At 66.8% G+C, this 13,110-nt stretch carries 12 protein-coding genes; 6 read left to right on the forward strand and 6 right to left on the reverse strand.

Annotated elements, in window-relative coordinates; all coding sequences use genetic code 11:
• Nucleotides 1-70: 70 nt before the first annotated feature.
• Together OG214_RS31420 and OG214_RS31425 are read left to right on the forward strand one after the other, a co-directional pair.
• Complete coding sequence (locus OG214_RS31420; RefSeq protein ID WP_405987674.1) at nucleotides 71-1,492, forward strand: sensor histidine kinase; 1,422 nt, start codon at nucleotides 71-73, stop codon at nucleotides 1,490-1,492.
• 2 nt (nucleotides 1,493-1,494) lie between these two features.
• Nucleotides 1,495-2,172: a response regulator transcription factor gene (locus OG214_RS31425; RefSeq protein ID WP_365900510.1), complete on the forward strand. Its 678-nt coding sequence runs from the start codon at nucleotides 1,495-1,497 to the stop codon at nucleotides 2,170-2,172.
• A 38-nt stretch (nucleotides 2,173-2,210) separates the two neighbouring features.
• Here the strand turns inward: OG214_RS31425 and OG214_RS31430 are convergent, their stop codons facing one another.
• On the reverse strand, nucleotides 2,211-3,488 hold the full coding sequence (locus OG214_RS31430; protein WP_405986629.1) for an RNA polymerase sigma factor: 1,278 nt from the start codon (nucleotides 3,486-3,488) through the stop codon (nucleotides 2,211-2,213).
• Nucleotides 3,489-3,683: 195 nt separating this feature from the next.
• A complete protein-coding gene (locus tag OG214_RS31435; protein WP_405986630.1) occupies nucleotides 3,684-4,040 on the reverse strand; it encodes a YciI family protein in 357 nt (118 codons plus the stop codon).
• A gap of 379 nt (nucleotides 4,041-4,419) precedes the next feature.
• Between OG214_RS31435 and OG214_RS31440 the strand changes: the two genes are divergently transcribed.
• The 4 genes from OG214_RS31440 (at nucleotide 4,420) to OG214_RS31455 (ending at nucleotide 8,659) form a co-directional block, all read left to right on the forward strand.
• Nucleotides 4,420-5,595 (forward strand): Cmx/CmrA family chloramphenicol efflux MFS transporter, encoded by a 1,176-nt coding sequence (locus tag OG214_RS31440; protein WP_405986631.1) that lies wholly within the window; start codon nucleotides 4,420-4,422, stop codon nucleotides 5,593-5,595.
• A gap of 236 nt (nucleotides 5,596-5,831) precedes the next feature.
• Entirely contained in the window at nucleotides 5,832-6,221 is a 390-nt protein-coding gene (locus OG214_RS31445) for a peptidase inhibitor family I36 protein (RefSeq protein ID WP_405986632.1), read from the forward strand.
• Nucleotides 6,222-6,435: 214 nt separating this feature from the next.
• Entirely contained in the window at nucleotides 6,436-7,953 is a 1,518-nt protein-coding gene (locus tag OG214_RS31450) for a hypothetical protein (RefSeq protein ID WP_405986633.1), read from the forward strand.
• 220 nt (nucleotides 7,954-8,173) lie between these two features.
• Nucleotides 8,174-8,659, forward strand: a complete 486-nt coding sequence (locus OG214_RS31455) for a hypothetical protein (RefSeq protein ID WP_405986634.1) — start codon at nucleotides 8,174-8,176, stop codon at nucleotides 8,657-8,659.
• A gap of 593 nt (nucleotides 8,660-9,252) precedes the next feature.
• On the opposite strand, the gene OG214_RS31460 is transcribed toward OG214_RS31455, so the two are convergent.
• The 4 genes from OG214_RS31460 to OG214_RS31475 form a co-directional block, all read right to left on the reverse strand.
• On the reverse strand, nucleotides 9,253-10,185 hold the full coding sequence (locus OG214_RS31460; protein ID WP_405986635.1) for a hypothetical protein: 933 nt from the start codon (nucleotides 10,183-10,185) through the stop codon (nucleotides 9,253-9,255).
• An 18-nt stretch (nucleotides 10,186-10,203) separates the two neighbouring features.
• Nucleotides 10,204-11,271, reverse strand: coding sequence for a DUF262 domain-containing protein (locus OG214_RS31465; RefSeq protein ID WP_405986636.1), 1,068 nt, complete (start codon nucleotides 11,269-11,271; stop codon nucleotides 10,204-10,206).
• 398 nt (nucleotides 11,272-11,669) lie between these two features.
• Complete coding sequence (locus OG214_RS31470) at nucleotides 11,670-11,930, reverse strand: hypothetical protein (RefSeq protein ID WP_405986637.1); 261 nt, start codon at nucleotides 11,928-11,930, stop codon at nucleotides 11,670-11,672.
• A gap of 620 nt (nucleotides 11,931-12,550) precedes the next feature.
• On the reverse strand, nucleotides 12,551-12,931 hold the full coding sequence (locus tag OG214_RS31475) for a hypothetical protein (protein ID WP_405986638.1): 381 nt from the start codon (nucleotides 12,929-12,931) through the stop codon (nucleotides 12,551-12,553).
• Between the last annotated feature and the right edge of the window lie 179 nt (nucleotides 12,932-13,110).

The raw sequence follows: 13,110 nt of genomic DNA on the forward strand, positions 1-13,110 counted from the left end.
GAAGAACGCGAAGAACGCGAAGAACGCGAAGAGCGGGAGGAGCGGGAGGAAGTGGTACGGCCGGGAGCGGCTGGCGCGGACCGCACACGCGGCGGCGGGCGCGCTGCGCGCGGACCTCTGGACGACAGCCGCCGTTCCGCCACCGCGCGTGGGCCGGTCCCGCTGGCTGGAGTGGCGGCCGGCGCTGGTGTCGCCGCTCGCGGTGCTCGCGCCGCTCCTGCTCGTGCTCAACACGAATCAGTACGCCTTCGACCACCGGATCGGTGTGCCCGTCGCCGTCCTGCTCGCCACGATCCAGTCGGCGTCGCTGGTCACGGCGCCGTTCCTGCCGGTACTGGCGTGGTGGGCCTCGACGATCGCCATGGTCGTGGTCACGTCGCTCGCGCGTCCCGTTCTCGGCGACTCGATGTCCTGGATCGACAACGGATTCGCCGTCCAGGCCCTGGCGGTGTTCCTGGTCGCGCTGCGGGTCCGCCCCCGGATCGCCGCCGAGGTGCTGGTGATCAGCGTTCTGGCGGTCATGCTCTGCGGCGCGCTCGCGTCGAGGCTCCAGAGCGGTGTCGGCTCCGTGAGCGCGATCCTGGCGATCGCGGTCGTGGTCGGGGCCGCGTTGCGCGGCCGTCAGGTGGCCCGTACGGAACTGGTCGTACAGGAGGAGATCACCGCCGAGGAACGGGCCAGGCGCACCCTCCTGGAGGAGCGCAACCGGATCGCGCGCGAGCTGCACGATGTGGTCGCCCACCATATGTCGGTGATCTCCATCCAGGCCCAGGCCGCCCCGCATCTGGCCGAGAACCCGTCCGAGGAGCTGAGGGAGAATCTCGCGGGCATCCGTGAGAACGCGGTCGAGGCGCTCACCGAACTGCGCCGGGTGCTCGGCGTACTGCGCTCCGAGGACGCCCTCGCCGAGGGCGCGCGGCACGCTCCGCAGCCCAGTCTCGACCGGCTGGACGAACTCGTCGGCAATGTGCGCGCCGCCGGGGTCGGTATCACCACGCGTACGGTCGGGGAACCGCGTCCGCTGCCGCCGGGCGTCGGGCTGTCGGCGTTCCGTATCGTGCAGGAGGCGCTCAGCAATGTGATGCGGCACGCGCCGGGGGCGGAGGTACGGGTGGAGACCGGGTATCACCCGACAGGGGTCACGGTCCGGGTCACGAACACCGCCCCGGACCCAACCGCTCCGCCGTCACCCTCTGTACCCTCTGCTTTCTCCTCCGCCTCCCCGTCCCCATCCCCATCCCCGTCCGCCTCCGCCTTGCCGGAGGCCGGTCATGGCCTGCTCGGTATGCGCGAACGCACCGCGATGCTGGGCGGCGAACTGGCGACCGGGGCCACACCCGACGGCGGCTGGGAAGTGACCGCGATGCTGCCCACGAACCACCTCGCCGGACCCGCCGGATCAGCCGGACGCACTGGAGCCGGCGGATCCGCCGGAACTGCCGCTTCCGCCCAGCGTCTTAAGGACGTCGACGATATCGAGGACACCGTATGACCATGACGAGCACGCCCATCCGCGTGCTGATCGCCGACGATCAGATGATGGTCCGTCAGGGCCTCACCGTGCTGCTCAACGCCGAGCCCGGTATCGAGGTCGTCGGCCAGGCCGTGGACGGCCTCGACGCGATCGCCAAGGTCGCCGATCTCACCCCCGACGTGGTGCTGATGGACATACGGATGCCGGGAGTCGGCGGTATCGAGGCGACGCGCCGTATCACCGGCCCGGACGGCGCCACCGTCAAGGTGCTCGTACTGACCACCTTCGATCTCGACGAGTATGTGTACGAGGCGCTGCGCGCGGGCGCGTCCGGCTTTCTGTTGAAGGACGCGTCGGCCGCCGAACTGGCCCAGGCGGTACGGGTGGTGGCGGCCGGCGACGCCCTGCTCGCCCCGAACATCACCAAGCGGCTGATCGCCGAGTTCTCACGTATGACCGCGACGCCCCGCGCCCCGCTCAAGGATCGCGTAGGTGATCTGACGGAACGTGAGACCGAGGTGCTGTCCCTGATCGCACAGGGCCTGTCGAACGCGGAGATCGCCGTGTCCCTGGTGGTGGCGGAGCAGACCGTGAAGACCCATGTGGGCCGGATCCTGGTCAAGCTGGGCCTGCGTGACCGTACGCAGGTCGCGGTCTTCGCGTACGAGTCGGGGCTGGTGCGGCCGGCCGGTTACTGAGCGGGTGGCGGCGCGATCCCGGCGGGACCGGACAGGGCCTAGTGACCGGTCGTGGGGGTGATGGGAGTCGTGGGGGTCGTGCGGGTCGTGGGGCGGCGCGAGGCCCGTTCCAGGAGGAGTTCACGCTCGCGCGCGTTGCGCGTCAGCGACGCGGCCCGTTCGAATTCGGCGCGCGCCTCCTTCGTGCGTCCGAGGCGCTCCAGCAGATCTCCCCGGACGCTCGGCAGCAGGTGGTAGCCCTTCAGAGCCGGTTCCTCGGCGAGGGCGTCCACCAGATTCAGTCCGGCGGCCGGGCCCTCCGCCATCGAGACGGCGACCGCGCGGTTCAGCGCCACCACGGGGGAGGGGACCAGGGCCATCAGCCGCCCGTACAGCGCGGCGATCGCCGTCCAGTCGGTGTCCTCGTAACGGACCGTCCGCGCGTGGCACGCGGCGATCGCGGCCTGGACGGAGTACGGACCGTCGCCCGCCCGGTGCAGGGCCTCGATGCCACGGCGGATGAACAGCCGGTTCCACTTGGAGCGGTTCTGGTCGGCGAGCAGCACCGGCCGGCCGTCGGGGCCCGTGCGGGCCGCGATACGGGATGCCTGGAACTCCAGCAGCGCCGCCAGGCCGTGGACCTCGGGTTCCATGGGCATCAGCCCCGCCAGGACACGGGCCAGGCGCAGCGCGTCCTCGCACAGGGCGGGGCGTACGAGATCGTCACCGGCCGTCGCGGAGTAGCCCTCGTTGAAGACGAGGTAGATGACTTCGAGGACCGACGAGAGCCGGGCGGCGCGGTCGGAGCCGTACGGGACCTCGAAGGGCACCCCGGCCTTGGCGAGCGTCCGTTTCGCGCGGACGATGCGCTGCGCGACGGTCGGCTCCGAGGCCAGGAACGCGCGGGCGATCTCCTCGGTGGTCAGCCCGCCCAGCAACCGCAGCGTGAGCGCGATCCGGGCCTCCGTCGACAGCACGGGGTGGCACGCGGTGAAGATCAGCCGCAGCAGATCGTCGTCGATGTCCTCGGAGTCCTCCGGTTCGGGCGGGGGCACGTCCTCCAGGGTCCGTCCGACCTCGGCGAGCTTGCGCGCGTAGGTCTCCTTGCGGCGTACGAGATCGATGGCGCGGTGCTTGGCGGTGGCCATGAGCCAGGCGCCCGGTCTGTCCGGGACGCCCGACTCCGGCCACTGCTCCAGCGCGGCGACCAGAGCGTCCTGCGCGAGTTCCTCGGCGATGCCCACGTCCCGCACGATGCGGGCGACACCAGCGATGATCCGCGCGGACTCGATCCTGAATACCGCTTCGACCGTCTCGGTCGCGCTTGCTGCCGTCACAACCACCCATCAGAACAGCCGTGCGGTGGCGGAGCAAACGCGGCCCCGACCAGGCCGCCATCAGGGCCAGGCCGCTGTCGGGGCGAGACGTCGATCAGGTCCGGACCCCGATCAGACGCGGTCCCCGATCAGGTCCCGTCCCCGATCAGGTCCCGTCCCCGGTCAGGTCGGGTCTCCGGTCGGGTCCGGGCCCCATCAGCCTTCGGCGATCTCGCGGACCTCGACGGTGACCTCCCAGTGCTCCGGGTGGATCTCCAGGAACCGCTTGGCCCACTCCAGCGCCTCGGCCTTGTCCTTGCACCGGGAGATGGAGTAACCCCCGATGACTTCCTTGCTCTCGGTGAAGGGCCCGTCGGTGTAGCTGAACTTGCCCCCGGACCAGGTGATCCGGGTACCCTCGGCGGTCGGCGCGAGCCCGGCCGTGTCCAGCATGACTCCGGCCTTGCTGATCTCCTCGAACAGCGCGCCCATCCGTTCGTCGAACTCGGGGCCCGGCGCATCGGTGGGGGCGTTCCGCTCGTCGATGCGGACCAACGTCAGAAAACGCGGCATGGTGACTCTCCTCGGTCGCGAGGGCGGGGACTCTCCCCACCTCTCAACTCTGCGTCGAACGGGCACCGGCCGGATCGACAGCTCCCCGGAAATTCCTCCAAGATTTTTTTCCACCATCCATGGACCGGTGCCTGAGGAAGCGAGGTGCCTCGGGGGAACCGGGGTGCCTCCGGGGGTATCGGTCGGGTAGCGTGCGGGCCATGTCGAGCCCCGAGTCGGACACGGTGGGGGCTTTCGGTCACGCCGTCAGCCCCCTGAACCACTGAGTTCGTAGCCCTGCCGTCCCGCCGCGTTCCGCGGCCGGACGAGTGTGCCCCTGGGCGCTGACCGCGGTGACGAGATGACCTTCTCGTGCTTCTCCTCACCTCGGAGCCACTCGATGCCTCTTCCGCTGTACCTGCTCGCCATGGCGGTCTTCGCCATGGGCACCTCGGAATTCATGCTCGCCGGCCTCCTGCCGGACATCGCCTCCGACCTCGACGTGACAGTCGGGACAGCAGGCACGCTCACCTCGGCCTTCGCGATCGGAATGATCGTCGGCGCGCCGCTCATGGCCGGACTCGCCCGCAACTGGCCCGGACGGTCCAGCCTGCTCGGGTTCGTCCTCGTGTTCTCGGCCGCCCACGCCGTGGGCGCCGCCACCTCGGCCTTCCCGGTCCTGTTCGCGACCCGGGTGGTCGCGGCGCTCGCGAACGCGGGGTTCCTCGCCGTAGCTCTGACGACCGCCGCCGCGCTGGTCCCTCCCGACAAGAAGGGCCGCGCGCTCGCCGTGCTGCTGTCGGGCACCACGATGGCCACGGTCGCCGGTGTCCCAGGGGGATCGCTACTCGGCACGCTGTTCGGCTGGCGGGCCACCTTCTGGGCCGTCGCCGCGCTCTGTCTGCCCGCGGCCATCGGCATCCTCAAGAGAATCCCGGCGCGGCCCGCGATGGTGGCGACTGACGCACCGGCCCTTCGATCAGAGCTCGCACGGCTGAGAAATCCGCGGCTGCTCCTGGTCATGCTGCTCGGCGCGCTGGTGAACGCGGCGACCTTCGCGAGCTTCACCTTCCTCGCCCCCGTCGTGACCGGTACCGCCGGGCTGGGCGACCTGTGGATCCCTGTCGCTCTGGTGCTCTTCGGCGCGGGTTCCTTCGCCGGTGTCACCGTCGCGGGACGGTTTGCCGACCAGCGTCCCGGCCTGGTCATCGCAGCCGGCGGTCCGCTGCTGCTCGTCGGCTGGCCGACCCTGGCAGCACTGGCCGACCGGCCGGTTCCTCTGCTCACTCTCGTGTTCGTGCAGGGAGCGTTGTCGTTCGCGCTCGGCGGCACGCTGATCACACGGGTCCTGTACGAGGCGGCGGGGGCCCCCACCATGGCCGGCTCCTACGCGACCGCCGCGCTCAATGTCGGCGCCGCCGCCGGACCGCTCGTCGCCGCGACCACCCTCGGCACCGCGGCCGGGGACCTCGGGCCGCTCTGGGCAAGCGGACTCCTCGTCGCGATCGCGCTGCTCGTCGCGTTCTCCTGGCGCGGTGTCATCACGGCCGGCCGGAGCGGCGAGGTGCTCCAGTGACATACGTGAGCGTGGGACGAACCGGTCCCACTCGCGGTCACCCACATGGCGGCGGCGCGCGGGCTGTACCAGGGGCAGAGGCGCGTCGAGGGAGCTGGAGCGAGCTTCGGACGCCCCTCTCTCGCCTCTGCCCACGCGTGTCGCGGTCCTGCCAGGCTGCTGATGACCAGTGCGTCGGGCCTCAGGTTCGGATCGTGGCCCGCCCCCCACACATCACCGGCAAAGGGAGCTTTCCAATGAACCGCTTCACCGCGTTCGCCGCCGCCTCGATTCTCCTGACGGGTGCCCTCGGCGTCGGCTCCACCGCGACCGCGACCGCGACCGTCCACGTCCCAGCCGCCACCAGCCCGAGCGCCGCCTACAACTGCACCGGGAGATTCTGTATCTACAGCGGCTGGAACGGCAGCGGAAGGAGCTGTTCCTGGACGGCCGAGAAGATCTCGAACACCGCAGACGGCTGCCCCTTCATCCGGGATGGGCAGAATGTCCGCTCGGTATGGAACGGGACCGGCGGCAAGGTCACGTACTACACGCAGACCAACTACAACGCGCGGGTCGGCTCCACCCCTGCCGGACAGGGCGGCAGCCTTCAGGGCAACTACCAGATCCGCTCCTTCAAGCACTGACCTCCCGGCAGCGCTCGCCCCGTCGCGGCATCCGGCATCCGGCCTGCGCGCTCGCCGCGTCGGCCGGAAGCCAGGTGGCTCCGATCAAGGCGCCGAGGCGGGGCGAGCACGGCGGTCGGCGGATGCGGGACCTGCCAATCGATCTCTCATCTCTCATCTCTCATCGTCGAAATCCATGAGCCATTCGGTCACGGCTCCCGGCAGGATGCCCTCTGTGAACCGTGTCCTGTGCGGCCTTGCCGCCAATGCCGCTCTGCCGTCCGAGCTGGTCGGCCGGCTGATCGAGGTCGCGGACGCCGACATCGCCACGGAACTCGCCGGTCGCGCGGACCTCAGCCACGCGCAGGCGGTCGCGTTGGCCTCGCGCGTCGAGGAGAGCGCCGTACGGCTCGTTCACGAGGGCCGGCTGACCGCCGCCGACATTGATCCCGTGGCACGGCCCGATGCCACACTCGCCCTGCTCGACGAGCGTTCCGGCAACCCGGAGTGGGCGTTCCTGTTCGCGGCGGACCCGCTCTCCGAGCGCCGGGAGAAGCTGGCCGCCTGCCCCGGCCTCCCGCCCGCTGTGGTGGAGACGCTCGCCGCGGACCCGGATGTACAGGTCGTCGCGGAGCTGGCGTTGTGGACCACGCCGGAGGTCGCCGCCGGGCTCGCGGGGCATCCGCATGCGGAGGTCCGCCGCGCGGTGGCGGCCAACGAGGCGACGCCCCCGGCCGTACTGGCGGCGCTGATCACCGGGGAGGGGCTGCCTCCCGCGCGGCGGTGCCAGGTCTGCGACCGCGAGGACACACCGTTCGCGCACGATCCGCGATGCTCGCGGCTCCACTGCGATCTGCCGCCGGGCGCCTCCTGCGACGGCTCCCACGAGTCCACCGTGCACGACATACGGCAGGCGGCACTGGAGAACCCGGCCACACCCACCGAAGCCGTCGTCGGCTTCGCCGGTCATTCCTCCACCCTGCTGCGGTGGGCGCTCGCCGCCCGTCCCGACCTGCCTCCGCAGGTGTACGGACGGCTTGCCGCGGATACGGTCCCCGGTGTCCGCGCCGAACTCGCCGGGAACCCCGCGATCGGCGAACCGCTGATCCGCGCGCTGGCCGACGACCCTGACCACAATGTGCGGCGCGCGCTCGCGCACCACCCCCATGTGCCGCCCGACGTACTCAGCCGCCTGGCCGTCACCACCAGGATCGGCGCCACCCTGCTGCCGTGCATCGCCACCGCCTCTCCCACAGAGGTCGAGGAGCTCGCCCAGTCACCGAATCCGGCCGTGCGGATGCTCCTGGCCCGGCGACGCGATCTGCCGGCCGGGATCCGCGACGCACTGGCCGCCGATCCCGATGCGAAGGTGGTCAAGTCCATCGCTTCGCACCCGGGCCTCTCCGAAGCACAGCTGCGCGCCATGGTGGACCGGCACGGAGTCCGGGTTGTCGCCAAGGTGGCGGCCAACCCGGACGCGCCCCCGGCGCTGCTGGAGGACCTGGCCCGGCATGAACCCCCGGTACGGAAGGCGTTCCGCGAGATCGCCCGGCACCGCAACGCGGCGGCCCCGGCGCTGCTCGCCTGCCTGGCGGACCGACAGGCGAGACCCATGGCCGCCGGCCATCCGGCGCTCCCGCCGCCGGTCATCGTGGAGCTGCTCAGCGACACCGACGGGCAGGTGGCGGAAGCCGCGGCCGCCAACCCCTCGCTGCCGCTCGCCGTGATGAAAAATCTGGTGCCCCAGCGCTGATCGCCCCGCCGCCGACTGAAACACTCGATCACCTCAACTGTGACCACGACTGGTAGCTGGCGGGTGCACCGCGGATCAGGCGAGGTCTCCGGGGCATGTCGATTTTTGGTTGGCGATTTTGCCGACGGATAGTTGGCGAGTCGGGCTGTGGAGGCGGACGGTCCGCCGCGCTGGAGAAAACTGGGCTGCGTGATAGTGGCAGGCCCGGCAGCATGGCGGTGTGCCCGATCTGCTGTGGGATGACGTGAAGCGCTTCTTCGACCCTGAAGCGATGGGGACGTTGCCGGACGTCCACGTCGCCGATGCCTCGGTTGAGGACTGGCAAGCCGTCCTCGATTTGGTGGCTGCGAGTAGGTGGCAGTGGCAGTACTCCGAGGGTGCGGTCGTGCGGTCCATGCCTCTGGCGGAGGCGGTGTTCTCCCGACCGGTGGACGCCGAGTGCCCGGAGTTGAGGGTCTGGCCGACACCCGGCGTGCTAGCTATCTTCCGCTTCTATGCGCCCGAGGAGATCGATTTCGATGTCGATCTCTGTGAGCTGCAGGGACAAGATCGGCTGGACGTGCTGTGCGGACTTCTGCGAGTCATCGGACACAGGTTGGGCAGGTCGGTGGTGATGACGCCCGAAGGAGACGCGGACCAACCAGTGTTGGGGTTTTACGCCGAGAGTGATCGCGTCGTGTTGCTGACAGAGGTGTCCGCCAAGTGACTGGTTCAGCGCGCAGGGTGAAGCCGTCGGATTGGTCGAGTTGGAACGGTGGGCCGGAGGACGTGGGTGTCCATCCCTGGCTGAGCGCGAGTTGAATTGCGTTCGCGACGTCGGACGGCAACACCGGCCGCGCCTGGTGACCGAACCAGTTGCTGGAATGGGGCTGGTCCGTCGTGACCACCAGGACCGATCCAGGGTGGTCTGTGTGCTCGACGGCATAGGCGCAGGGCGACCAGCACAGGGCCTGGCTGTAGGTCGGCCTTCGACGGAGCCGCCAACGATAGGCCACATCATTGACGACGATGCGACGTGCCCCCTTACGGCCCAATGCCATGGAGTTCCTCCTCAGTGCAGAGAAACCTTACCTGGCCGCTCCTGAGTGCGTTCTGCCAGCAGTCGACACCGCACCTCCGTTGCTACTGTCGCATGAATAGAGTGAACCAGGTTGGGTGCAGATCCTTTGAGGGGCCGTCCCACGTCGCTGGCTGCTGTGCTTAAGAAACGGCCTGCTTGTGGGCCTCGGAACCCCTGGTTTGATCTGCACCCATCGCCTTTTCCTCAACAAATCAGTCAGGTGGCCCTCACGTGTCGAATTACGTCGCGTCGGTGATCACCCAATGAACAGGAAGTACACTGGGTCCCCGTGAAACCAGAGGCTCCTTCTTCAGTGCAGCATTTCGAACAGCGTTCTTAAGCGCTTCTGTTGCATCCTTGTTTACGCTCACGGCGCGCGCCACCCCTTCCTTGCGCTCTACTGCCCCCCTGGGCTCGGCATCGAGGAAACGGATCTTAATTCCTCCAGACGGCTTCACCTTCCCTGCCAGGATTGCTGAGTCACCCTCCCGAATAAGCCGCGCAGCGCGACTTGCAATGACATCGAAGCCGAGCGCTATCGCCACCGCCTGCGAGCAAAAATTCTGAAGGTCCCGCGGTTGGACGTTGGCGTCAGGTCGGTGAGCGGCAGAGTGACGCAGTTGAATTGCTTGATCATACGCAGCCTTCAACGGCATACTGCCAGCCCCACACCGACTCGCAATCGATGTGATCTCATTCCATGCATCCGCCACATGAAACGTGGAAAGGATTCCAGCGATCTCAGAACTGCTGACATTGGAACCTGAGTATCCAAGGCTAAACCGACTCAGTTGGAGCGCACCCCCGGCGGTACTTGCAACGTGTGCCGCAGCCTCCTGAAGGAGAGCCTGCGCGTCGTCCCCGGCACTTTTTGCCATTTCAGCGCGAGAGCGCGCTGCTTTCATAGCACCCATGGTTGCTGCAGTTTGCAGAATATCTGGAAGCTCCGAGAACGGCAGGACGGTTCGACTGATTGAATCTAGCAGTTCGCCAGTACGTGCCCGGATGAAATCCTCCAGTGAAGTGAAGGCCACCACCATTAGGCCGTTCCTGAGGAGCCTAGCCCTATCGTTATGCTCGACATCTGTGAGAACTCGGTCGATGAGGAAGGAGTCTGAAGCCGCCTGCTCGATGGTCTCGATTCTCCGGAGCAGGGAATCATGGGAAAGCATATCCACAACCTCCGCAGATCAGACCGAAGAGACCATGTCCCACACTTTTTCAACTCGATAGAGAACCCTGGAAGCAGTATTGGTGGAAACTCTCACTGCGTTATCGAAGGCGGGGTCATCAAACAGCTTCCGGGTTTTCTTTAGAACTTCATCTGAGCGAGAAGTTAGCGAGGAGATTCGCTTATCGTCGGCGAGGCTGATTGCCACCATCTGAGCATCGAACATGCCGGCGAGCATCTGATCTCTCCATCCGCCGCCATCCGGACGCTTAAACGCATAGTTACCCCAGATGCTCTCGCAGGCGCTCAGTGCCTTTTGGAAGCTGGAGCGAAGTGTTGCGATCTCGGAGGTCTTCAGGCTGGTATGACGCTCCATGTAGCGATCCATGGACTTCCTGTAGTCTCCCGAAAAATCCCTCCACTCCTCTGTGAGCATCAGGTAGCGAAGGACAAATTCGGCATCATTCATGAGATTGTAAGATGTCGACTTATCGTCCCTGATTTTTAGCTGACGCCGAAGGAATGGGGCCTCGGAAAGCTCCATCACAAGGTCGTTCAGTGGCCCTCGATAGATAACATTCCTGATTTCCTGGGCATTGAGAGGCTCGCCGCCAGAATTCAGCCTGTGGAATACCTCATACTTGGTCGCTCGGTCGGATTGTCGAAGGATGGTAATTGCTCGAATGTACGGGCGGACCCGCAGAGAATTTTGCAACTGCCCGGGTAGCTCTGAAAACTTGAGGCCGCTAATCTCGTGGAATCGGTCCAATAGGCTCAGGCTGAACTTATCCATCATGAAATCACGGATCGCGGTAATGCGCTGCTTGCCGTCAATTACCGAATAGCTTCCGTAATCGTCTTCGGAGAGATATACGGGAGGGACCGGAACATTCATAAGGAATGATTCAATGAGTGCGGACTGTCGGCGCAGGTCCCACCGCTCTCGCCGTTGGAAAAGCGGAGAGACATCGATAGCGCCTGTTTGGGCCATCTGAGAAACGGTTTCCAATGACAGGTCAGAAGCCTGGATCACCAGAGCGTTCTGTGAACTCTTGAACTTGTCTACGATCTCTGCTTCGGTTGCCACACTTATCCCCATGACCTCACCGCACCTTGCTGCGTGCCACCCTGTAACGGCTCATACTGCCTGATCGTGGGGTGGCATGGAGCCTATCTCGAAGATCCGCCTCAGTGCCTAAAAGCCGAGTCCAGGGGGAATCTCACCCCCGACCTCTCGCAGAACCGACTGAGGAGGCCGCGCAGGGTCTTGTAGTAGGGGCCTTCCGAGTGGAAGAGGTGGTGGTACAAGGAGCTGGCTCGTTTGCGCCAGGTCTCCAGGAAGGCTGGTTCTGCGGGGGTATCAGGGTGGGAAGGCGCGAGGCAGCGCTCGTTTTGAGTGGCGGTGGTCCAGATGAAGGTGGACGCGCACTGCCGTTTGTGCGGGTCGAGTTCCGGACGGTCTCTCCCGTTCCTGATCTTTGGGAGCTAGCTGCGGATCTCATCCCAGTCGGCCTGGCCGAGCGTCCAGTCCAGGTCGATCAGGCAGCGGTCCTGCCACGGGTACGTCACGAACTCCGGCTCGCTGTCCGCCCCGCCCGTGCCCCGGAGAATGACGGAGCCGTCCTGGCCCTCACCGATGTCGATGTAGATGCTGCCGTCCACGGGATGCAGGCGGTGGAAGGTGCCGTGCCCGACCGTCTCTAGTCCCCGGCGGGCGACGACCACACCGCTGTCGGCGTCGTGCACGACCCACAGGTCCCCGCCCCCGCGTCCCGCCCCCGCGTCCCGCCATCGCGTCCGGCCGGTAGACCCACACCGTCCGGCCGTCCAGAGACTGCACATAGCCGGCTGGTAGCCATGGCGTACGTCAGAGTGCGGTTCGAAGTCCGAGGCCCACATGAGTTCGCCGGCGCGCGTGAGGCAGACGACTCTGTTCAGCGTCATGTACACGACCCACTCCCAAATCCTGCCGAACCACCGACGCTGCGACCTCCTCGCCATCCCGCGGCTGGAAGGCCGCTGCGGGCTCCAGCGTCCCGTAGAGGCCGGCGCCCACGACGTAGGCGTGGATCCGCCCGTCGCGGAGACGCGTGATGACCTTCGGCGACGGCTCAGGAATCATCCGCTGAGGCTAACGCCCAGCTCAGGAACCTCAAGAGCCGGGGCAGTGTGGTCCCGAGTTGGGAAGGCGCTAGCTGTAACGCTCAGGGGCCAACGAGAGCACTAAGTCTCAACAACTGTGACTGGCCGAGATAGGTGTCACCCGGAGCAGCCCGCGACCTGCACTTTCACTTCACCCTGGCCGTGATGACTGTCGCCGGCTGGTCGGGATGGTTGTCACTTTCCTCACTCAGTCGCGACGGCTGTCACCAGATCCACATCGCTCGCGCGTCGGTCTGACCTTTCTCGTCAACGCCGACTAGATGGGCCGCCTCGGGACCCACGCGCGAAGCCTGGTCCAGCGGGATGGCAAAGCGGTGTTCTCCGAAGTCCACCGCGAGGAGCCGGTCCGGAAGCAGCTCGTAGTCGTCGACGGTCTTGCCGATGAAGGAGCGCATGAGCTCCGGAGATCCCTGCGCAGGAAAGTGCCATCCGCGGCAGCCATACAGGCCGAAGGGGTTGCTCAGTGCCCGCAAGACCGGTCCGTCGAAGTGCAGCTCGACGTAGTCGCACACGAAGCAGACGGCGCTTACCTCCCGACCCAGAAGCAGCCGGAGGGGGGCACTCGAGTCGTCGACGATGGTCACGGGCTCATGCTGCCAGACGCTTCTGCTCCAGCAGGCTCCACCTCCTCCGCCCTTCAGCGAAGGGGCGGTGACAGAGGGTGCGACCAGATGACTCCTATCTCGAACAATGACAACAACACAGCGTTACGGAAGCAAGATCCGCCAAGTACTGCGCTCGTCCGCCACCTAAAAATCTCGGT

Source organism: Streptomyces sp. NBC_00872, from assembly GCF_045161915.1.
Classification (GTDB): Bacteria; Actinomycetota; Actinomycetes; order Streptomycetales; family Streptomycetaceae; genus Streptomyces.